This is a genomic window from Mycobacterium heidelbergense, from assembly GCF_050205645.1.
Classification (GTDB): Bacteria; Actinomycetota; Actinomycetes; order Mycobacteriales; family Mycobacteriaceae; genus Mycobacterium; species Mycobacterium heidelbergense_A.
This window is the reverse complement of record NZ_JBNMQT010000038.1, coordinates 1-19,855: the sequence shown is the minus strand read 5'-3', so window position 1 is coordinate 19,855 and position 19,855 is coordinate 1. Positions and strand designations below refer to the sequence as shown.

21 protein-coding genes, 1 tRNA gene and 1 pseudogene are annotated in these 19,855 nt (G+C 66.1%); 12 read left to right on the top strand and 11 right to left on the bottom strand.

Features of this window, described 5'->3' with window-relative positions; translation table 11 throughout:
• Positions 1-251: 251 nt before the first annotated feature.
• A complete protein-coding gene (locus tag ACQI5H_RS23950) occupies positions 252-641 on the top strand; it encodes a hypothetical protein (RefSeq protein ID WP_427081779.1) in 390 nt (129 codons plus the stop codon).
• A gap of 32 nt (positions 642-673) precedes the next feature.
• Here ACQI5H_RS23950 and ACQI5H_RS23945 read toward each other — a convergent pair whose 3' ends face one another.
• Positions 674-1,366 (bottom strand): DUF3060 domain-containing protein, encoded by a 693-nt coding sequence (locus ACQI5H_RS23945; protein WP_427081778.1) that lies wholly within the window; start codon positions 1,364-1,366, stop codon positions 674-676.
• A gap of 56 nt (positions 1,367-1,422) precedes the next feature.
• On the opposite strand from ACQI5H_RS23945, the gene ACQI5H_RS23940 reads away from it, so the two are divergent.
• Positions 1,423-2,448 (top strand): NADP-dependent oxidoreductase, encoded by a 1,026-nt coding sequence (locus ACQI5H_RS23940; protein WP_427081777.1) that lies wholly within the window; start codon positions 1,423-1,425, stop codon positions 2,446-2,448.
• 21 nt (positions 2,449-2,469) lie between these two features.
• On the opposite strand, the pseudogene ACQI5H_RS23935 reads toward ACQI5H_RS23940, so the two are convergent.
• Positions 2,470-3,105, bottom strand: a pseudogene (locus tag ACQI5H_RS23935) (hypothetical protein).
• 352 nt (positions 3,106-3,457) lie between these two features.
• On the opposite strand from ACQI5H_RS23935, the gene ACQI5H_RS23930 reads away from it, so the two are divergent.
• Complete coding sequence (locus tag ACQI5H_RS23930) at positions 3,458-4,282, top strand: glycoside hydrolase family 16 protein (RefSeq protein WP_427081776.1); 825 nt, start codon at positions 3,458-3,460, stop codon at positions 4,280-4,282.
• A gap of 4 nt (positions 4,283-4,286) precedes the next feature.
• On the opposite strand, the gene ACQI5H_RS23925 is transcribed toward ACQI5H_RS23930, so the two are convergent.
• Together ACQI5H_RS23925 and ACQI5H_RS23920 are read right to left on the bottom strand one after the other, a co-directional pair.
• The gene (locus ACQI5H_RS23925) at positions 4,287-5,795 is read right to left on the bottom strand and encodes a glycosyltransferase family 39 protein (protein ID WP_427081781.1); all 1,509 of its coding nucleotides are present in this window, start codon (positions 5,793-5,795) and stop codon (positions 4,287-4,289) included.
• 74 nt (positions 5,796-5,869) lie between these two features.
• Entirely contained in the window at positions 5,870-6,097 is a 228-nt protein-coding gene (locus ACQI5H_RS23920) for a hypothetical protein (RefSeq protein WP_427081775.1), read from the bottom strand.
• Between the two features lie 108 nt (positions 6,098-6,205).
• Here ACQI5H_RS23920 and ACQI5H_RS23915 point away from each other — a divergent pair, with 108 nt between their 5' ends.
• Positions 6,206-6,511, top strand: a complete 306-nt coding sequence (locus tag ACQI5H_RS23915) for a hypothetical protein (protein WP_427081774.1) — start codon at positions 6,206-6,208, stop codon at positions 6,509-6,511.
• On the opposite strand, the gene ACQI5H_RS23910 is transcribed toward ACQI5H_RS23915, so the two are convergent.
• Entirely contained in the window at positions 6,508-7,926 is a 1,419-nt protein-coding gene (locus tag ACQI5H_RS23910; RefSeq protein ID WP_427081773.1) for an amidohydrolase family protein, read from the bottom strand. The two genes, ACQI5H_RS23915 and ACQI5H_RS23910, sit on opposite strands and share 4 nt — an antisense overlap.
• 147 nt (positions 7,927-8,073) lie before the next feature.
• On the opposite strand from ACQI5H_RS23910, the gene ACQI5H_RS23905 reads away from it, so the two are divergent.
• A complete protein-coding gene (locus tag ACQI5H_RS23905; protein WP_427081772.1) occupies positions 8,074-8,745 on the top strand; it encodes a GAP family protein in 672 nt (223 codons plus the stop codon).
• Positions 8,746-8,761: 16 nt separating this feature from the next.
• On the opposite strand, the gene ACQI5H_RS23900 is transcribed toward ACQI5H_RS23905, so the two are convergent.
• Positions 8,762-9,580: a hypothetical protein gene (locus tag ACQI5H_RS23900; protein ID WP_427081771.1), complete on the bottom strand. Its 819-nt coding sequence runs from the start codon at positions 9,578-9,580 to the stop codon at positions 8,762-8,764.
• A 46-nt stretch (positions 9,581-9,626) separates the two neighbouring features.
• Here ACQI5H_RS23900 and ACQI5H_RS23895 point away from each other — a divergent pair, with 46 nt between their 5' ends.
• Together ACQI5H_RS23895 and ACQI5H_RS23890 are read left to right on the top strand one after the other, a co-directional pair.
• Positions 9,627-10,097 carry a hypothetical protein gene (locus tag ACQI5H_RS23895; protein WP_427081770.1) on the top strand — a complete coding sequence of 157 codons (471 nt, stop codon included), beginning with the start codon at positions 9,627-9,629 and terminating at the stop codon, positions 10,095-10,097.
• 172 nt (positions 10,098-10,269) lie between these two features.
• Positions 10,270-10,809: a hypothetical protein gene (locus ACQI5H_RS23890; RefSeq protein WP_427081769.1), complete on the top strand. Its 540-nt coding sequence runs from the start codon at positions 10,270-10,272 to the stop codon at positions 10,807-10,809.
• Between the two features lie 121 nt (positions 10,810-10,930).
• Here the strand turns inward: ACQI5H_RS23890 and ACQI5H_RS23885 are convergent, their stop codons facing one another.
• From ACQI5H_RS23885 to ACQI5H_RS23875, 3 genes are all read right to left on the bottom strand, one after another.
• Entirely contained in the window at positions 10,931-11,770 is an 840-nt protein-coding gene (locus ACQI5H_RS23885) for a L,D-transpeptidase (RefSeq protein ID WP_427081768.1), read from the bottom strand.
• A gap of 129 nt (positions 11,771-11,899) precedes the next feature.
• Complete coding sequence (locus ACQI5H_RS23880; RefSeq protein WP_427081767.1) at positions 11,900-13,579, bottom strand: DUF7159 family protein; 1,680 nt, start codon at positions 13,577-13,579, stop codon at positions 11,900-11,902.
• Positions 13,580-13,749: 170 nt separating this feature from the next.
• On the bottom strand, positions 13,750-14,055 hold the full coding sequence (locus tag ACQI5H_RS23875; protein ID WP_427081766.1) for a hypothetical protein: 306 nt from the start codon (positions 14,053-14,055) through the stop codon (positions 13,750-13,752).
• A gap of 106 nt (positions 14,056-14,161) precedes the next feature.
• Between ACQI5H_RS23875 and ACQI5H_RS23870 the strand changes: the two genes are divergently transcribed.
• Entirely contained in the window at positions 14,162-15,088 is a 927-nt protein-coding gene (locus tag ACQI5H_RS23870; protein ID WP_427081780.1) for a LysR family transcriptional regulator, read from the top strand.
• A 99-nt stretch (positions 15,089-15,187) separates the two neighbouring features.
• Positions 15,188-15,976: a hypothetical protein gene (locus tag ACQI5H_RS23865; RefSeq protein ID WP_427081765.1), complete on the top strand. Its 789-nt coding sequence runs from the start codon at positions 15,188-15,190 to the stop codon at positions 15,974-15,976.
• A 46-nt stretch (positions 15,977-16,022) separates the two neighbouring features.
• Here ACQI5H_RS23865 and ACQI5H_RS23860 read toward each other — a convergent pair whose 3' ends face one another.
• Together ACQI5H_RS23860 and ACQI5H_RS23855 are read right to left on the bottom strand one after the other, a co-directional pair.
• Positions 16,023-16,850 carry a hypothetical protein gene (locus ACQI5H_RS23860; RefSeq protein ID WP_427081764.1) on the bottom strand — a complete coding sequence of 276 codons (828 nt, stop codon included), beginning with the start codon at positions 16,848-16,850 and terminating at the stop codon, positions 16,023-16,025.
• Positions 16,851-17,154: 304 nt separating this feature from the next.
• Positions 17,155-17,228 (bottom strand) — tRNA-Gly (locus ACQI5H_RS23855).
• 210 nt (positions 17,229-17,438) lie between these two features.
• On the opposite strand from ACQI5H_RS23855, the gene ACQI5H_RS23850 reads away from it, so the two are divergent.
• The 3 genes from ACQI5H_RS23850 to ACQI5H_RS23840 all read left to right on the top strand — a co-directional run.
• Positions 17,439-18,074, top strand: coding sequence for a hypothetical protein (locus ACQI5H_RS23850; protein WP_427081763.1), 636 nt, complete (start codon positions 17,439-17,441; stop codon positions 18,072-18,074).
• A 31-nt stretch (positions 18,075-18,105) separates the two neighbouring features.
• The gene (gene dcd, locus ACQI5H_RS23845; RefSeq protein WP_427081762.1) at positions 18,106-18,678 is read left to right on the top strand and encodes a dCTP deaminase; all 573 of its coding nucleotides are present in this window, start codon (positions 18,106-18,108) and stop codon (positions 18,676-18,678) included.
• Positions 18,679-18,829: 151 nt separating this feature from the next.
• On the top strand, positions 18,830-19,855 hold a 1,026-nt coding region (locus tag ACQI5H_RS23840), incomplete at its 3' end, for a DUF7159 family protein (RefSeq protein WP_427081761.1).

Sequence of the window (19,855 nt, the reverse complement as noted above, 5' to 3'; positions counted from 1 at the left end):
GTACTGCGGAGGTGGTGCCGGCCGCACCGCCACCACCCCAGAACGCGCCGCCGGCACCACCTCCGCAGTACGATCCGGCCCGGCCCCCGCTGACGATGTACCTGCGTCTCCCATTCGTCACGGTGCCGATTCCGATCAACCCGCCGGCGCCGCCGCCCCCGGCGCCGTAAGCCCTGAGCGATCGTCCGTGGCAGACGACGGCGACTAGGCGCACACTGGGCAATAACTCCGACGAGCCGCAAGGAGGTCCCGTGGGCGAACACGGTGCATTCGGATTCGATCCCGACGACTTCGATCGCGTAATCAGGGAGGGCAGCGAGGGACTGCGCGAGTTGTTCGAGCGGATCGGCAACTTCGTCGCCGCTCCCGGCGGCCGGGCGGGATGGTCGGCGATCTTCGAGGACCTGTCACGGCGGCCCCGGTCCGGCCCGGAGACCACCGGCGAGGCCGGCGACGGGGTGTGGGCCATCTACACAGTTGACGGCGACGGCGGCGCTCGCGTCGAGGAGGTCTACGCGACCGAAATCGATGCGCTGCGCGCCAACAAGGACAACGTAGACCCTAAGCGCAAGGTCCGTTTCTTGCCGTACGGGATCACAGCCAGCGTCCTCGACGACGATACGGAAGAACCGACGCCCTAATCAGATTGGGGCATCACGCATTTCGTGCGCGGTCAGCCCTGCTCGACGGAGTTCGAACCGCCGGCATTGGTGATTTTCGGTGTGCCCGTGTGGTAGGTGATCTTGTTGTCGAAGCCGGAGGCATCGATGGTGTCGACGGCATCGACGGTGATCGCGTTTTGGACGCCGGATACGGTCAGGCTCGCGCAATGACCGGTGATCACAACGGTGTTGGAGACCCCGCTCACGCTGACGACGCTGTCGTTGCAGGCGACCGTCCGGTTCTCGTTGATCCCGGAGATGGTGAGCTGGCCGCCCGCCGGTGCGGTGGCGGACGTCGACGGGGCCGATGTTCGGGTCCTGCTCTTCGACGGCGGTGATGTGGTCGGGCTGTTGGCCGGTGACGTAAACGGAACGGAAATCGTCGGCGGCGACGTGATGATCGACCGGACCCCGGAAAGCTGATGGGCGGCGAATGCCGCGATGCCGCCGGCGAGGGCGAGCACGCCGATGACGATGACGGCGCCCAGGATCCACCACACGCGGTTGCTTGACGGGGGTTTCGGCGGTGGGCCGGACAACGGTCCGCCGTAGCTCCATTGGTTTGGCGGCGGCGGGACCCCCGGCCCGGGCGCGTACGCCTGATCGGCCGGTTGCGAGCCTCCCACTTCGGACGTGCGTGCCGCGTCGGCCAGCGGGCGCTCAAGTTCCCGGATCCGGTCTTCCGGGTCTTCGTGCTCGTTCATGCACTGAATATGCCATTCATTCGGGGAATTTCGGCCCGTTCGGTAGTTTCTGCATCGTGCCCGACTTGCCGAACCGCCAGATCGTGTTGCGTCGTCGCCCGACCGGTCTGGTCAAGCCCGGTGACACCGAACTGCTCACCAAGCCGGCACCCCAGCCCGCCGAGGGTGAGGCCCTGGTCCGAACCACCTACGTCGGGCTCGACGCCGCGGTGCGGACTTGGCTGAACGACCAACCGGGCTACCTTCCGCCGGTGCAGCTGGGCGAGGTCATCCGCGCGGCCGGGATCGGGGAAATCGTGGAATCGCGCTGCGGCGCCTACGCCGTCGGCGATGTCGTCACCACACTGACGGGCTTCCAGGAATACGCGATCGTCCGCGACGACGTGTTCACCACGCCCGTCCCCGGCCGGTCTTCGGTGGACCAGCTGGCCGTCATGTCGGTGTACGGTCCGACCGGGGCCACCGCCTACATCGGGATGACGGACATCGGCCGGCCCCAACCCGGGGAGACGGTCGTGGTGTCCGCGGCCGCGGGCGCCACCGGATCGGTGGCCGGGCAGATCGCCAAGATCGCGGGCGCCCGGGTGGTGGGCATCGCCGGCGGCCCGGAGAAATGCCGGGCGGTGGTCGAGGACTTCGGCTTCGACGCGTGCATCGACTACAAGAATGACGACCTGGCTGCCGCGCTCAAGGAGCACTGCCCGCGGCGCGTCAACGTCTACTTCGACAACGTCGGCGGGCCGATACTCGACGCGGTGTTGGGCCGCCTGGCCACCAAGGCGCGCGTGGTGCTGTGCGGGGTGATCTCCAGCTACCTCAGCGGAGAGCACCCCGGACCGGCCAACTACGTGAACCTGTTGTCCAAGACCGCGCTGATGCAGGGCTTCAACGCGCTCGACGACTGGGGTCGCTTCGACGAGGCCTTCGCCGCGCTTCACCAATGGGAGCACGAGGGCCGGATCCGACACCGCCAGACCGTGTTTGAGGGCGTCGAATCGTGCGTCGACGCCCTCAACGGCCTATTCACGGGAGCCAACATCGGCAAGATGTTGGTCAAGCTCAGCGAGCCCGCCTCGGCCTAGGCCGATGGTGGCGACCCGCTGCTAACTCTCGCCGAGGACGCGGTGCAGCGTCTTCTTCGCGTCGGTCAGCGCTTCCAGCACCTTGGTCCGGGTCTCGGCGAGCTGCTGCTTCTGCTCGTCGGTGCCGGTCCAGGTGATCGTGCGCGCCAGCCCCGCGACCTCGAAGAGCGTTCTGCGGATCTTGAACACGTCGCCGAACTTGGCCGCTCGCCCCAGGAAGGCGTGCGCGGTCTCGCTGCTGACGCCGCGCCAGGACAGCAGGTTCTGGCCGAATTCGGTCAGCGTCGCCACGCCGTTGTCGACCGTGACCACACCCCGGCCGGCCAGCAGCCCGATGGCCAGCTCCGCCACGTCCTGCGGCGGGGTGAAGGCGCCCTCGGTCGCGTCGGACACTCGCTGCACGATCTGCGCGGCGTCGGCCGGCCCGTCGAGCAGCAGGGCCGCGGTCACGAACGCGGCGCGCTTGAGGAAGGGGCGACCGCCGGGCCCGAAGCCGCCCTTGAAGCCGGGACCGCCGAACCCGCCGTGGCCCTAACCCTTTTCGCCCCAGCCACCAAACCCGGGGCCACCGAAACCGGGGCCACCAAACCCGGGGCCACCGAAGCCGGGCCCACCGAAGCCGGGTCCACCGAACCCGCCGAAAAATCCACCAGACATCTCTATTCCTTTCAACACATCAGAGGTATCAAGCTCCTTGATACCACCGACTCGGACAATGTCAACCAGATTGATAGTTGACAGGAGGGAAGGCGGTTGGCACGCGGCGATCGCGCGGCCGAAAATGGGCTGCTATCGTCCAGACATGGATCGGCGGCGGATGACGATGATCGCCGGATTTCGGGCGCTACCCGGCGGAAATGCTGGTCGACTGGGTGCGTGTCTTTTGAAAACCACCTGAGGTGGGGTGCGTAGCATCCAGGTGCATGGTTTCATAACACCGTTTGCGAGAGTTGCCGAGAAGGGGCGCACCGAGTCAGAGTTCCCGACTTCAACGATGGGTGGTTGGTAGATGGATCGTCGCAGCATGTTGTTGACGACAGGGCTCGGCATGATCGGGGCCGCGATGCGTATGCCCGAGGCCTGGGCCGCCCCGTCGGCGCCGCAGGCGCCGTCGACCGGTGGCAGCGGGCCATACATCTTCCACGATGAGTTCGACGGTCCGGCGGGCTCAGGCCCCGATCCGGGCAAGTGGACGGTGCAGACTTGGCAGGACGACGTGTTCCCGCCGGTCGAAGGGATATACCGCGACGACCGCCGAAACGTGTTCCTCGACGGCAACTCCAACCTCGTCCTGCGCGCCACCAACGAAATGGGCACCTATTACAGCGGCAAACTGCGCGGCAACTTTCGCAGCATGATCAACCAGACCTGGGAAGCGCGAATCAAACTGGACTGTTTGTTCCCCGGCCTGTGGTCCGCGTTCTGGGGCGTCAACGAGGATCCCATGCCCGACGGTGAGGTCGACGTCTTCGAGTGGTACGGCAACGGCGCCTGGGCCCCAGGCACCACGGTCCACGCGGCATCCAACGGGAAAACCTGGGAGGGGAAATCGATTCCGGGTCTGGTGGACGGGGCTTGGCACACGTGGCGAATGCACTGGGGGCCGGAGGGTTTCCAATTCTCGCGCGACGGCGGGGCGCCATACTTCAGCGTTCCGAACAAGCCGATCCACGTCTACGGTGGCCCTCCCGAGGATATGCGGTGGCCGTTCAACAACCCGGGCTATTGGATGACTCCCATGTTCACCCTTGCCGTCGGCGGGGTGGGCGCCGGCGATCCGGCCGCGGGTACCTTCCCGGCGGATATGCTCATCGACTACATCCGCATCTGGTAGGCGGTCATCGCTCGGCTTTGATCACCTGGACGAGGTTGAACTGCCACCGCTCGACGAGCCGGAAGCCCAGATCGCGGGGGACCGCGAACGCGGGGGTGGCGCCGTAGCGAGAGCCGGGCGGAAGTGCCGCGCCCCGCTCGTGGGCCGGCTGCGACGCGTCGGCCTGGGTGATGATCCATACCACGCCGCAACGACTTAGCGGCGCGGCGACGACTTCCGGTATCAGGTTGGTGTCGAAGACCTCATTGCGGTCGGTTGCCCGTTGCCACAGGGTGAGGTCGATCAGCTTCCGATAGGCATCAGGTCGCGCCGCCAGCAACGGGCGCATCGGGGCGGGCATGAACGTCACCGTGTCGTTGACCAGCAGGCAATCACCCGGCGCGGCCTTCGCCGTGATGAGATCCGCCACCTGGCTGTAATCCATTCCGTATTTCGCGTACGGGTTACGTTGTGCCCGAATATAATTCGGCGCCGCAGCGACGGCGAAAAGTAACACGATGCCCGTCGCCGCCCAGGGCTTGACGGCGAACGCGCCGATGCAGACGCCGAGGGCCAGCGCCACCGCCGGCGCGGTGAACGACAGATAGCGCGGCGTGTAGATCGGGTGGACCGCGACCGCCGACCAGATCACGATCAGGGCGGTCGGGATCACCAGCCATGCGCTCGCCAGGGTCAGCAGCTGTCGGTCCGAATCTTTGAATTTGGCGGAGCCGCTGAGCCACAAGACAATTGCCGCCGCCACCACCACGGCCGACAACACCGCGAACGGCGGGCTTCGTTCGAAGTACTGCTGCACCGTCACGTCTTCGATGGTCCGGTGCCCGATCGGCGCGATCCACTTGATCTGCTGAACCTGCCCGACGACCTCGAAGGCGAACGGCGCCAGCGCGCACACCGTCAGGATCGAAGCAATCGCGAAGTGAACGAGCACTGCTCGACTGCGCCAAAAGGCGCAGACGAAAACGACGTGCGCCAACAACAACAGGACGATGTACATCTCGAGCAGGATCGACGACGCCAGGGCGATCGCGTAATACAGCCAGCACCAAGCGTTGTCGCGGCGAGCGGCAACAACGAGCAGCACGGTCAGCCACACCGCCGCCATCATCGAAAGCGCATAGGGCCGCGCCTCGATGCCCGCCCATGTCGAGCGGGGCAGGATCCCGCAGATGACCCCGGCGGCCACCGCGACGGTGCGAGACGAGAACTGCTTGCCCAGCACCACGACGCCGGCGGCGGCGCCCCCGACGGCCAGGCCGCTCGGTGCGCGGGACCAGAACTCGGTGGGCGGGAAGATCTGGAACCAGCCGTGCATCAGCAGGTAGTACAGCCCGTGCACGGCATCGACGTTGCCCAGCATCCGCCACAACTGGGCCAGGGATCGACTGTAGGAGGCCGAAATGGTTGCCGCCTCGTCGTACCAGAAGGACGGGCGGCCGGCGCCGACCAGACTGATGGCGGCGGCCAGTATTCCAACGATCAGCGGGTCGAGCGCAGCGGGCGGCCGTGCCAGCCGGTCACCGCGAAGCGCTTCACGGGAAGGCCGTGACTCGCTGAGCACATCGCTATGTTGCCAGAAGGCGAGTTTCAGTTACTCAGCCACACGTGCCAAAAACCGTCGGGACCCTGGCGGCAGTCCCAGTGGGTGTAGAGGTGGTCGTTGTGGGTGATCTCGACGTGCGGGCCGTCGGCCTCGCAACCGGCTTGGCTCGAGTAGTTGCCTTCGACTTCCACTTCATCGGCGTTGGCCACGCCCACCGCAATGGTCATCAGCCCGGCCAATGCCAGTAGTCCTGCGGCCACAAATGTCCTCATGGCGACTTCTCCTCGGTATCGGTGACGCGACTCTATCGATTGGGCCGGGCGTCCGCGCCGCAATTGCGGGGACTCAACGAACCAGCGATTCGAACGTATGATCGATCAATGGGTCAGCTCGCGTCGATCGGGTACAACGGCCAGCCGGTCCGCAGCCCGTTTCGGGTGGTGCGTCCGCCGATCACGGTGCTGGTGGACCTGACCGTGCTGTTCCCGCGCGAGCCGCACCGGTCCGGCCGGTATCAGCCCAACGGCCTGCAGCTGCACAAGGTCGTCGAAGGCCGGCTGACCTGCTGGGGGCTCTGCGAGCAGGGCGACTGGTGGGGGCTGGTGACCTATCCGATCGCATACGGGTCCAAGCAGAAAAGCGTGACGCACTGGGTCCCGGCTTGGACGCTGCGCCGACGGGGCTAGCCGGTTGCCGGTTGCGCCGGAGCCAGCCGGCGTCCCTGCACGTAGGTTCCGGCGATGGACGTCTCCCGCGTGCTCATGAGCAATCCAAACAGCGTCTGGTCGCGGGCCATCGCCGGATCGTCGGACCGCACGCCCTGAGTGATCACGGCCTTCAGCGCCGGCGTGCGGTTCGGGTCGATGACGACGAAGTCGGCCTCCTTGCCGACGTCGAAGTTTCCGAACCGGTCCTCCATGTCGAGTGCGCGCGCACCACCCAGCGTTCCGAGGAACAGCATTTCGGCCGGGTGCATCGAAACGCCGGCGTCGCCCGGCTCCGAGATGTGCACCTTGAACGCGGCGGCGAGCACCTGCGGTATCGGCCACTCGTCCCCGCCGCCGAAATCCGTTCCGGCGGCGATGTTTACACCGGAGGCAACCGTGCGCAGCCACGGCATCGTGCCCGAGCCGAGAAACTGCTGTGAGACGGGGCAATGCGCGATCGACGTGCCGGTCTCCGACATCCGCTCGAGTTCGGAATCCTGACAATGCACCGCGTGCGCCATGACACTGCGGCGCCCGAGCATGCTCGGCCCGCCGACCTTCGAGCCCGGCAGGAACCTGCCGTCATAGGTGTCCAGGTAGGTGTCGACCTGAAAGATCTTCTTGGTTTCGGCGACCTCGCCGGTGTCTGGGCGGTTGTTCTCGTTGAGGTGGGTGTGAAAATACACACCCAGATCCCGCACCGAATCGTATAGTTCGCCAAGGCTTTTCAGCATCTCGGCGGTGACCGCGATCGCGAACCGCGGAACGACGGCGACGTGCAACCGCGCGGTCTTCACGTCTCCGGTGTCGGCCGCGTGCCACTTGTCGATCTCCTCCCGGACCAACCGCAGCGCATCGGACTCCGACGTCATCAACGGCTCAGCTGCTTTGGGGCCGACGGTCTGGATGCCGCGGCCGCTGACGATCCGCAGTCCTCGCCGCTGCGTCTCGGCGAACAGCGCGTCTTGGGCGTGGGGAAACGCGGACCCGAAGACCATGGCCGCGGTGGTTCCGCTCGCGATGCGCCTGTCACAGAACTCGACGGCCGCCCGCTTGGCGAACGCCGGGTCGGCGAAGCGGGCCTCCGACGGGTACATGCAGCCGGTCAGCCACTCCAGCAGCTGCCCCCCGTTGTACGAGTCGCCGGCGAACGTCTGCGGAAAATGCACGTGGCTATCGACGAAGCCCGGGAGCAGGAACCCGGGCCGGTGATCGGACACCGGCGCAGACCGGTACTTCAGCGGGATCTCGGCGCGCTCGCCACAGAACGCGACCTTGCCGTCGTCCCCGACCACCAACGCGCCCTGCGGGATCGACACCAGCGCCGCGCCGGCTTCGGACAGCGGCGGTGCGCCGGTCAGGTGAAAAATGTGTCCAAGGTGGGTCCGAGTCATGCGATCATCCCCCCTGTCTGGGAGCGCAACGAATGTTGTTGCACCGCACGTCACATCCAACCACTCCGGCGGCTTTTCGGGGTCGACACGACCACACCCGGCGCGCTCGGTGGCACGATCCCGGCGTCAGTGCGAAGATTGCTGCCCGTGGCAACTAGCTGGGGATCCGTTCTGAGCGTGCTCACTCCGCTGGCGCTGGTCGTCGCGATCTCGCCGCTGTCGATCATCCCGGCGGTCCTGGTGCTGCAAACGCCGCGGCCGCGGCCCACCAGCCTGGCGTTCCTCGGGGGTTGGGTGTTCGGGCTGGCAGCGCTGACCGCGATCTTCGTTGCGGCCTCCGGCGCGCTCGGGGGCATGCACGACTCGCCGCCGACCTGGGCGTCCTGGCTGCGCGTGGTCCTCGGGTCGGCACTCATCCTGTTCGGTATCTACCGATGGCTGACCCGGCACGGCCACAGCGAGTCGCCGGCGTGGATGCGCGCGTTTGCCACCATCGCACCGAGGCGCGCCGCGATCACCGGGCTGGTGCTGACGGTTGTAAGGGTCGAGGTGCTGATCATGTGCCTGGCCGCCGGATTGGCCATCGGCACCAACGACCTCGGTGTCGTCGACGGGCTGATATGCGGCGCGTTTTTCGTAGCCGTCTCCGCGTCGACGGTCGCGATCCCGGTGCTGGCCTACGCGGAGGTCGGTCACCGTCTCGACGATCCGCTGGCACGGCTCAAAATTTGGATGGAGCGCAACAACGCCGCGCTAATGGCAGCCATCCTGGTCTTGATCGGTTTGATGGTGCTGCACAACGGGATTCGCGCTTTGTGACCTCGCGCTGCGCGGCTCAGCGGTAACCCCCGTCGGACAGGCCGGCGTCCGCTTCGAGCCTGTTCGTCTTGCCAAAGACCTTGTCGCGGACGACTTCCCAGAGGTAGGCCGCGATCATGCCGGCGTGGCCTTTGCCGGCCCACTGCTGGCAGTGCACCTCCTCGTGGTGCAACACCCGGTCCAGCGCGAGGTTGCTCTCGAAGGCGTTGCCATTGCGGTCGGAGTACCAGGCATGCCCGGACTCGACGATTTGGCGCAGCCGGTGTTCGGCGCCGATCGAGTCGTTGACGTTGACCATGAAGACGTCGCCCCAGGCGGTGCCGCCCTCCCGGCCGAACAGCTTCTGGATCCGGTTGCCGCCGAGGCCCATGAGCATGCCGTTGGGCGTGGTGACGAGGCGCCCGCCGTTGCGATGCGCGAAGCCGACGTCCTGCTCGTAGCTCCAGTTGTTTGCCTTCTGCCGGTTGACGATCCGCCCAACCTCGGCGGCGGAGTATGGCGTCTCGGGGAAGTCCGTGGGTTGCCTGCCCGCCTTGCCGTAGTCGGTGCCGGCGTTGAGAACGTAGGTCATCAGCGCCGCGTTGCGCGCCTCGCTCCCGCTGATACCCCGCGGGAGGAGGAAGAAGGACTTGCCGTCAGGATCTTTGAGCTCGGTACATTGCCCGAGAATCGTGAAGCTCCCCGGGGTGATGCCGTGCTCTCGGGCGATCTCGGCGACGACGTCTGAAGGCACGCCCCGGCGCTCGGCGTTTTCCAGCCACTGCTGGTGATAGCCCTGTCCGTCGGACGGCTCGGCGCTTTCCCGCTCCCGACCCTTTCGCTTGAAGACGACCACACGCACATTGTGTGCGTCTTCCGGCGTGCTGAGTAGCTTGAAGGGGATGTTTGACGATCCGGCGCCCCTGGCCAAGTTCTTCGCACGTGCCAATGCCATCGTGCGGCCCTTGCTCAAATCGCCGTTGCACCCGATCGTGAGCGGCCGGCTGATGCTCCTGAACTACACGGGCGGTAAGACGGGCAAGCAGTACAGCTTCGCCATCGGCTATTTCCCCTGGGATGACGGCGACGTCATCGCTACGAGCTCCGCCAAGTGGCCTAAGACGATCGGCGGCGCCCGGAACGTGCGTTTGCTCATCAAGGGCAGCTGGTTCACCGCTCAGCCAAGCGTGATCAGTCAACCGGAGCGCAAGGCCGACATTCTGGGTGAATTCGCAAGGCGCAATGGGCCGCAAGCGGCCAAAGGGCTGATGCTGGGCCTGCCGGGGGATCGCCAGCCGGATCGGCAACAGTTGCTGGACGCGGCTACCAAGACGACCATCGTGCGTTTCGCCATAGAACCCGCGCGTCCCTGAGTCGTGACAACCTCGTGACGTCACCATTTGGAAACGGCGCGGTGCGGCGCGGCTCATGTTCCATAGTGTCTGCAGACAATTGGCTCGGTCGTCGGGAACGACTTCGGTATGGCTATGCGGTTCGGCCGCACTGGTTTGGAAGTATTTGCGCGCGAAAAAGGAGTCGACGCTGATGGCGGATCGGTTCAGCATCAAAGTAGTTGCCAGCGCTGGGTTGTGCGGCGCCGCGATAGCGTTGAGCCCCGACGCGGCGGCCGCCCCGCTGATAACGGGCGGCCACGCGTGCACCCAGCAGCAGGCGGGCGAGGTGCCGGCGGTCGTCGGTGGACCGGCAGAAGCCGCTGGCGGACCGGTACTCGCCGCCGGTGGCTCGATCGTCGAAACGTGCGCCGCTCCGCTCACGGACATGTCCGGTGTTCCGCTGGTGGTGCCCGGTCCCGTTGGCGCCCCGATCGTGCCCGTCGTGCCGGCTGGCGTTCCGCTCTTGCCTGGCCCGCTGCCCCTTCCCCTCGGCGCTCCGGTCGCCCCGGTGGTACCTGCCGGTGCCCCGCTGATCGCGCTCGGCGCTCCTGTGGAGGCACCACTCGATGGTGTGGCGACCGCCCCGCTCCTCGACATGTCCGGCGTCAAGGACGCGCCGACCGGTCCGGCGCCGACGGGCGGGCCGGTGCCAGGTCAGCCGGTCATGCCCGGTCCGTCGGGCGCGCGCTGACGCCGATTCCCTTCCGAACGCTACGGACCCGCTGGGTTATCACCAGCGGGTCCGTTTCGTAGGTACCGACACGGTGAAAAGCCCGCGCGGTCAGAGTATTTCGACGCGATTAGGGGCGGAGCTAGCGAGTCACTGCCCGGGGAACTTCGATGCTGTTTTCCTGCACGATCACCGGGTCGCCAACATTGACTGTGTTGTAGTACCACTCGGCGTCCTCGGGGCTGAGGCTGATGCAGCCGTGGCTGACATTCTCCAACCCGAGCGCATTGACGGCCCACGGAGCCGAGTGCACGAAGAGGCCACGGTCGGTGATGCGAACCGCGTAGTCCACCGGAAGCCGGTAACCGTCGGGAGCGTCGACGGGGATGCCGACGCTGCTCGAATCCATAACGATGGAGCGCTCTTTCGATAGGACGGTGTACGTGCCGGCGGGGGTCGGGTAGTCAGGCCTCCCCATGGATGCCGGCAGAACCCCCTGCTCCCCAAAGTGGGGCCGGTGGTGCGGCGCGGGAAGCGAAGGCGGCGGTCCCGCCTCGACCCCGTCGATGGTCACCGTGAACGTGTGCTCCGAGATGCTGGCGACACCGACGACGGCCGGGCCCGTCTTCATTTCCGTGGACACGCCGCCCACCGAGAGCGGAATCGTGCTGTGCGCGGGCCAGAATCGGTCCGGAACCCACTCCACGACCTTGTTGTCGAGCCATTCGTACTTGCCGGTCATCGCCGGCGCCGACTTGACCGCGATGGCATGCTCGGCCGCGTGCCGGTCGGCGACGGGCGCATCGAACGTCACCACCACAGGATGCGCGACACCCACGACCTCGCCCCGCCGCGGGAGAACCGACGCGATGGCGAAATGCTGCGGCTGATGCGCCGCGGCCACACTTACACCGGCCGGGCTCGCAACCACGCTCCCGGCCATCCCGACGACGGCAAGAACACACCGAACAACCGCCCGCATGGCTCCATTTCCTTTTAACTGACAGCGTTGCAATAGTGATGGTAGGGGTGTCCTGAACAGTGGAAGTGCAAGGGCGCGTTCGCAATTGATCAAGACTTCATCACGATTTGGCTACAGCCGACGGGATGGCTACCGGTGGCCGACGCCACTCTCGGCACCGCCGCCAGAGCTAGAGCTCCCGCCACTGGCGCTCGCACCGCCAGCCGAGCTCGCGCCACCGCCGCCGCCACTCTCGACGCCGCCGCCGTGGCTGCCGCCGCTGGACTCACCGCCACCAACTGGCCCACCACCGCCGACGGGTCCGCCGCCGTGCGGCCCGCCGTCCCCGGGTGCTCCGTGGCTCGGACCGGGGCCGCTAACAGATCCGCCCGGGTTGCCGGCGGGCCCGCCGCCCTCGCCGCCTGGATTCGGCCCCTGCACTGGGGGAATTTGGTGGGGCGGCGGCGATTTCGGCGCCCCTGGCGAGGGAACGTGGACCGGCGGGGGGACATGGACCGGCGGGGGGACATGGATCGGCGGGGTCTGCTCGACCGGCGGGCTCGCTGGAGGGTCCGGCAGGACTACTGGCGGGGGAGCGGGCAGCGCGATCGGCGGGACGACCAGCGGGACGGGCACCGGCGGCACAGCCGCAATCGGAGCCGGGAGGATCGGATCCGCGGGTGGCGGAGCCGCGGGAACCGGAGCTGCCGGCGGCGGCGTGGCTGCGGGCGGACTCAACGGCTTTGGTGCCGCCTTGGTGGCCGCGACTTCCCCTGGCGCAGGAGCGAATACCTGCTCAGCCGGAGCGATGAGATTGTGCAGCGGGGCGGGTAGCAACCCGACCGTTGTGTGGACGCCCACTGACAGCGCTACCTCCAGTGCCAACGCCGCGCTAAAGCCGGCGACCGCCACCACGCTTCCGATTAGCAGGCCCGACCTACGGCGGGGCTGGCTCTCACGATGGGCGGGAGCGTCCATGACGACAGTTGGGGCGCTGGCTTCATCGTCGGCGATCGCACTATAGGCAAGGTCGTCCTCGCCCGGCTCGGCCGCGGCGATGCTCAGGTATGCGGGTAGGGCGCTCGCGTCGACCGCACCCGTGCCGGGGTCCTGTGCGTAGGCCAGCGCGGCCGTCGAGGGCGCGAACAACGACGCATTCGCGGACGCCAGGGCCGCCCCGCGGGCAAGGGCTGTCTCCGGCTCTTCCGGCGCGCTCACGGAAAGCGACGTCGCCTCTTCCAATTGCGCCCTGACCGTTGCGATGTCAACACCGGAGCCGACCACAAACAGCCCATCCGGGCGCGTCGGCAGCCGGTCGAGCCCGGCGAGTAGGTTCATCAGCTCGTCGTCCGTCAGCCGCCCCGTCGCGGCAGCCAATTGCTCTTGGTGAACATCCGCGATGGAACCGTCGGAGGTCTCGACGACGGCCAACGTCGCGGTGTCGGGCTCCATGAAGAGCAGTGCCGTACGCTCGTAACCCATTGCGCCGCCGACGAATTGAGTCAGCGAGGTCGCGGCCAAAAACGCTGAGACCAGCATGACGTTCTCGAGCTTGTGGGCGGCAAGGGCGTCGCGTAAGGCCGCCGCCTCGAGTTGGTCGGTCCATGCCACCCCGACGGAGGACAACTCGAGGCCCGCAGCCTCAGTGTCTTCGCGGGTAGCCAGCATGGCGGTGACCACGCGGTCGGATGCGCTGATGGTCGGCGGGTCGTCGGCGGCGCTCGTCGCGAATTCATTCTCGTCCAGGGCGACGCCGTCGGCGTTCTCCCCTTGCAGCAGCACCATCTCAACCGACGCGGGCGCCATCGAGACCCCAAGCACGATATCCACTACGCACGCCTTCCAACGAGACCGCTAACCGATCGTCGCCCGGAAAGCTGTATCAGGAGCTTGCTGAAGCTATGTAAGCGTTATGAAATAAGCCCCGTCTCAAGAGCGAACGGGCGGCCCATGCGGGTCGCCCGTGGTGTAGTGGTCAGTTGTCCTTTCGTCTCCGTCGCTCAGTACCAGCACTGGAAGGGGCCGCGCCAGCCGGGGAAGCCGCACTGCAGGTGCCGGTAGCCGCCCCAGAATCGGTCGATCGTTGGGAGCCAGGGGGTGGCCGGCGCCGGCGCAGTGACCGCCGGGGCCGGGGCCGGTGCGCCCTCGTCGGCGTGGCTCGTCGCAGCGAAGCCAACGGCGGTCGCCGTGATCCCCATGGCCAGCAGAACGCCGGCCATGGTGCGGCGCCGGAATCCGCTTGCGGTGGTGCGCGCGGTGCTTGTCGTGGGGGCGTGGGTCTGGTTGATGTTTGTTGAAGTGTTCATGTCATTGATCGTTCATCCAGCGATGTCGTCGCAGTAGCCGTCGCGTTCTTGCAGGGATACAAGCGCGCCTTGTATCCAGCAGGCACCGGTGGAGCTACGATCGGGCGTGCCGTTAAGCGCGCGGATGCCCGAACTTTCTGCGCTGGAGTTGTTGTCGGCGATCGCCAAGACGGGCAGCTTGAATGCGGCCAGCCGAGAAGTGGGAACCAGTCAGCAGGCCGTTTCGGCGCGGCTGACCTCGATTGAATCCCAGATCGGCGTGCGGCTGGTGACGCGCACGACGCGAGGCACCCAACTGACCCCGGCGGGCGAGGTCGTCGCCGAATGGGCGGACCAGATACTCGATGTCGCGCAGCGCGTCGACACCGGGCTGGCGTCGTTGCGCGCCGAGCGTCGCAGCCGGCTCACGGTGGCCGCCAGCCAAACGGTGGCCGAGCAATTGCTGCCCCGCTGGCTGGTGTCGTTCCAGGCGGCGGCGCTGCGGCACGGCGGCACCGCGCCGGAGGTCAGCTTCAACGCAACTGACAGCGACGGAGTGATCGCGGCCGTGCGGGAGGGCGAGGCAGAGCTTGGATTCATCGAGATCCGCGGCGCACTCCGCGGGTTGCGCAGCCGCGTGATCCGGCGCGACGAGCTGATCGTCGTCGTGCCGCCCGATCACAAGTGGGTGCGACGATCGGCTCCGATCACCGTTGCGGAGCTTCGCCGAACGCCGCTGGTATCGCGCAAGTCGGGTTGGCACCTCTTGCTAGGCACCGAGGAACCCCTGGACGGCGATCAGTCGGCGCCCGCCGCGCATCCACTCGAACTTGCTTCTGCGGCAGCGGTTCGCGCTGCCGTCCTGGCCGGTGCCGGTCCGGCGGTAATGAGCCGGCTGGCCGTCAGCGATGACCTCATTCACGGTCGCCTGCGCGCAGTTCCGGTCGCGGATCTGGACTTGCGACGCGATCTGCGTGCGATCTGGCTGGGCGCCCGCACCCCGCCGGCGGGGGCGGCAAGGGACTTGCTCAACCACATCGCCACGAGTCGGTGACTGCCCTGATCGGAACGGACATGCTGATCCTGCTGTCCGGAAGCTCAAAAATTGGCGGTTCGCGCAGGGTCCACATCAGTCTTCGCTAAGCTCCGGCGGGTGCCTGCGACTGCCTTTGCCGAAGTCATCGCGGCGTTCCCACGCGTCGATGAACCGGGCGTGCTCATAGCCGCTCAATCTGACGAGGCTCTGCGGTTGGCTTTGGACATGAGCCGTCCGCGGAACTGGCAAGGCACTGGTGCGGCCCATGCTCTTCTCAAGGCCGCGAAGGACGAAGGGATCCCGCTGTCGTGGGTGCCTTCGGCGGATGTGATCATCCAGCTCGCATCAGCAGCCACGGCCAGCGAGCGAACCTCAGTTCTCGTGAATGAGCGACGAGCCATCCTCGACGCGTGCGTCGAGGTCGTTGATGAATGCAACCATCCAGGCTTGTCAGGAGATCGGGTCATGGTCAGCAGGGCCGCAGAGGCGGTCATTGCCGGTCATTACGAAGCTGGGATGGCGCTGGCCACAAGCGTCGGCGAGCAGTTGGCCCACTGGGCTGTAGAGCCGCGCGCGCAGGCTTTCTCATCGAAGGAGGAATACGAGAAGTGGACCAAGGAGTGGAAGCGAGTAAGCCGCTACCGCAGGATCGATCTGGTCGACGTCGACGCGAATGTAGTCGAGCCATGGGAATTTCCGCGGCAGGTATTGCTTGCACCGATCCATAAGTTCTTCGTCGACTACCGACAAGGTGATGCCGTCACCCCGGAAATCATGTCGCGACATGTGGTCGCACACCGACCCACGCCCGAACACCTGAGTCAGTTGAATGCCCTGAAATCGATCATGTTGGTTACTGGAATCCTGCGATCTCAACAGGATTTTCTTGAAGATCTTGGTGAGTGAGGACGAAGGCCAGCGAAACTGTTACGCGGTGTCGCCGCTCCAGCCTTTAGGTGCTCTGGGGACGCGAGTTCCTTTTGGTGAACTCCTGTGTCCACCGAGCGGCAGCCGCTAGGCCAGAAACCTGCAGCACTGAGATCACGGCGTTGACCAGATTCAGGTGGTCGGCGGTCACCTGGTGAACAGTGACGTGCCGGGACAGTGCGTTCGGAATTGGCGTGCCGTCGGTTGGGCGCCAGGACGTATACAAAGTAGGCACAAAGAAGAGTGGTAGATAAGCGTTGTAGTAGCTGACGAACCATCTGCTGTCCTCGGACATGGCGGAGTTGACCTGGCGAACGGCGGCCCCATAGTCGCCAATGTTGTCGCTTATAAATTGTTCGCTGGCCAGAACGGCCAATGCCTGGGCGGCCTCGGCATGTCCACCGCCAAGCGCTCGAGCGGCCTTGATCGCCACTTGGCGGATCGCGTCGTCGGCCGGGTCGTCTAGAGCGTCATCTAGCACTGCCAGGCAGTCTTCGACGATGTCGTTAACCCGAGCAGCGAGTACCTTGCGGCGAGCCTCATGGTCTGGGCAGTCCACCAGCTCTTGGACGATGGCGCCGCGGGGGACGTGGGCGATTGGTATGCCCTCCTTATGAACGATGTCTTCCAGCGCGGGCTTGCCTCGAACGTCACGTAAGTTCGCCGGCATCGCCTCCTTGATCCTTCGGTCGATCTCGTCGAACATGCGACGTTGGCGAGCCGCCATCTCGTCAATTGCCTTGTGTATGCGCGACAAGTCGAAGGCAACGCCTATCGGCGGTCGAAAACCGCTGGTGGCCTTGGCGATCGCGGCTTTCAGATCAGCGTTGGGCTGCCACAGCGGCTGGTTCATGCGCGCAAGACTACGTGGTCGCGACTGGCTGACGGCCGTGCCCGGTCGTGGGCACCACAACTTTGGACGCACAGGGCCGTCAAGTGGCTCGTGCCCTGGGGCGCTCTGACCGGGCAGCTTGCACGGGCCGGAGCACGGCGGCTGCGATTCGGACCTTAGACCGCCGCGGCGCGAATCCTCTCGCAATGCGTATGAACGAACCTGTTGGCTCTGCGGGCCGCCCCTGGCACTTCGGCTGGTTGTGGCAAGTCGTGAAACCGGACCGGGATCCGAACAGATCAAACAGCGCCGTCGCTGATCTCTATGGAGCCGATGACGGGAATCGAACCCGCGTATTCAGCTTGGGAAGCTGATGTTCTGCCATTGAACTACATCGGCGCTGTTGCCCCAGCAGGCTAGCACCCGGCCGGCCCCGGCCGCGCTCGCCTGCGCCGAGGTGTTGCGCGCATGGGTCGGCAAGTGCGAAGTCATTGGAATGCAGAAAACGGCCTCGACTGAAATGGCTTGATGTGGGGAAACGCACAGCTATCCCCGCATGTGAAAAAGCCGGTGTTTATTGTTTCGTGATCGTTCCGTAATGTGCTTGCCGTGGGTCGGCACCGATTAGCCAAAAAACGGCGCAAGCCATCAGTTGTCCTGGCAGCGGTACTGGCCCCCGCGGCAGCCTTCTTCGCCGTGGCCGCGGACACCGATTCATTGGGACCCCGGGTTGAGGCCAAACCCGTTATCAGTGACGCCCCGCCATGCTGCTTGCAAATCGTTGCGGCGGCATCGCATGTATCTGTTGGCGCCGGCGTCCGCGATGTTCCGGCGGCATCGAGATATCACACCCGCTCGCGCTTTTTGCCCGTCGGCGTCGCATCAGAACGCGGCTTACAGGTCAGGACCATCCTGACCGCTCGGGCCATCAGTGCGGACTTTCCCCAGATTCACGAAATCGGCGGCGTGCGACCGGATCCGCTGCCGTGGCATCCCCTCGGTCTAGCACTCGACGTCATGATCCCCGACCCCCAATCCGCCCAGGGCATCGCGCTGGGAAACGCCATCGTCGCCTACGTCATGCAGAACGCGAGTCGATTCGGGATACAGGACGCGATTTGGCGCGGCGTCTACTACACGCCCAATGGTGCGCAAACGTCCAGGCTCGGCCACTACGACCACGTCCACGTGACGACCACCGGGGGCGGATATCCCACGGGCCGGGAAAGCTACCTCGCTGACTGAAGGCGGGACACCTGGTAGCTAGGCTCGTCGAGTGCTGCTCTCCGATCGCGACCTCAGGGCCGAAATCACCGCCGGCCGGTTGGGCATCGATCCCTTCGACGACGCCCTGGTGCAGCCGTCCAGCATCGATGTCCGCCTCGACTGCATGTTCCGGGTGTTCAACAACACCCGCTACACCCATATCGACCCCGCCAAGCAGCAGGACGAGTTGACGAGCCTGGTGCGACCCATCGAGGGAGAGCCCTTCGTCTTGCACCCGGGCGAGTTCGTCCTCGGCTCGACGCTCGAGCTCTTCACCCTGCCCGACGGCCTCGCGGGGCGGCTGGAGGGCAAGTCGTCGCTGGGCCGGCTCGGTTTGCTGACGCACTCGACGGCCGGCTTCATCGATCCCGGCTTCAGCGGTCACATCACGCTCGAGCTGTCCAACGTCGCCAATCTGCCCATCACTTTGTGGCCGGGCATGAAGATCGGGCAGTTGTGTATCTTGCGGTTGACCAGCCCGGCTGAACATCCTTACGGCAGTTCACGCGTCGGCTCGAAGTACCAGGGCCAGCGCGGACCGACGCCGTCTCGGTCCTATCAGAACTTCATAAGGACTACATAGCTTCGGCGGGGTTCCGCCACTGCCCTTCTGCGCGATACTTAGTTAGTCGTGGTTTTTTCCTCCGCCCGACCATGGCTTGGCTAGCAACACCTTTGGAGGGGTTGTTTTGGATATCGTGCTCGGCGTATCGATGGCCCCAGCGTCGATACAGATGGTTCTTCTCGAAGGTGAGAACGCCGAGGGAGCCACGGTCGAAGAGGACGAGTTCGACGTATCCGCTGCCGACGACGCGCCGACCATCAGCGTGTCTGATCGAGTGATCGCCGCCATTCTGGGCACCCGTGAGGGCGCCGCCGATGCCGGCCTCGAGCTGTCGTCCATCGGGGTGACGTGGACCGATCAACTCGAAGCGGCCGCCCTGCGCGACGCGCTGACGGCCCACAAGCTCGAGAACGTGATGCTGGTCTCGACGTTTCTCGCCGCGACGGCGCTCGGTCAATTCGTGGGCGGGGCAATGGGTTACGAGCGCACGGCGGTGCTTTTCGTTGAGCCCGACGCAGCCACGCTGGCCGTCGTCGAGACCTCCGACGGCTCCATCGTCGATCTCTATCGACAACAGATCTATGCCGAGTCCTACGCCGAGGCCACCGCGCAACTCACCAGGATGATCTCGGGGCTCGACGGGCTGGAATGGGGGCCGGGCGGTCTCTTCTTGATCGGTTCGGGCGTCGACATTGCCCCGATAAAGCCGGCGCTGGAATGGGCGACCTCGCTCGTGGTGAGCGCACCCGAGGAGCCCGGCACCGCGCTGGCCCGCGGGGCCGCCCTGGCCGCGGCGAACGCGCCGATGTTCGCCTCGTCGACCGCCGCGCTGGCCTACGCGCAAGACCCGGGCACCGGTGCCGTCGCCGCTGAGTCGCTGCCCGAATACCTCAGTGTTTCAGGGCCTCTCGAGGGTGACGACGACTTCGCTTACAGCGCCGTCCCCGACGAGGACGACGATGTCCCGACTGTCGTCGTACAAAAGTTGTTCGCGCCCGAACGGGACGAGCCGCGTCGCAGGCCGGTGCTGCTGGTCGGTAGTGGTTTGGCGGTCATCGGCATCAGCGCGGCGCTGGCCCTGGAAATCGCGCTGGCCATTGGCATCCGCGTGACCGGGACGGTCGCCTTGCGACCCACCCCGAGCCAAAACCTAATCGTCCCTACGCAGCAGGCCCCCGCCCCCGCGCCCCTGGAG

Coding starts and splice junctions, on each gene's coding strand:
- ACQI5H_RS23930 (WP_427081776.1), top strand. CDS start 3,458: ATGGATCGTCGCAGCATGTTGTTGACGACAGGGCTCGGCATGATCGGG.
- ACQI5H_RS23945 (WP_427081778.1), bottom strand. CDS start 1,366: ATGAACGAGCACGAAGACCCGGAAGACCGGATCCGGGAACTTGAGCGC.
- ACQI5H_RS23890 (WP_427081769.1), top strand. CDS start 10,270: ATGGCGGATCGGTTCAGCATCAAAGTAGTTGCCAGCGCTGGGTTGTGC.
- ACQI5H_RS23920 (WP_427081775.1), bottom strand. CDS start 6,097: ATGAGGACATTTGTGGCCGCAGGACTACTGGCATTGGCCGGGCTGATG.
- ACQI5H_RS23885 (WP_427081768.1), bottom strand. CDS start 11,770: ATGCGGGCGGTTGTTCGGTGTGTTCTTGCCGTCGTCGGGATGGCCGGG.
- ACQI5H_RS23915 (WP_427081774.1), top strand. CDS start 6,206: ATGGGTCAGCTCGCGTCGATCGGGTACAACGGCCAGCCGGTCCGCAGC.
- ACQI5H_RS23895 (WP_427081770.1), top strand. CDS start 9,627: ATGTTTGACGATCCGGCGCCCCTGGCCAAGTTCTTCGCACGTGCCAAT.
- ACQI5H_RS23875 (WP_427081766.1), bottom strand. CDS start 14,055: ATGAACACTTCAACAAACATCAACCAGACCCACGCCCCCACGACAAGC.
- ACQI5H_RS23860 (WP_427081764.1), bottom strand. CDS start 16,850: ATGAACCAGCCGCTGTGGCAGCCCAACGCTGATCTGAAAGCCGCGATC.
- ACQI5H_RS23910 (WP_427081773.1), bottom strand. CDS start 7,926: ATGACTCGGACCCACCTTGGACACATTTTTCACCTGACCGGCGCACCG.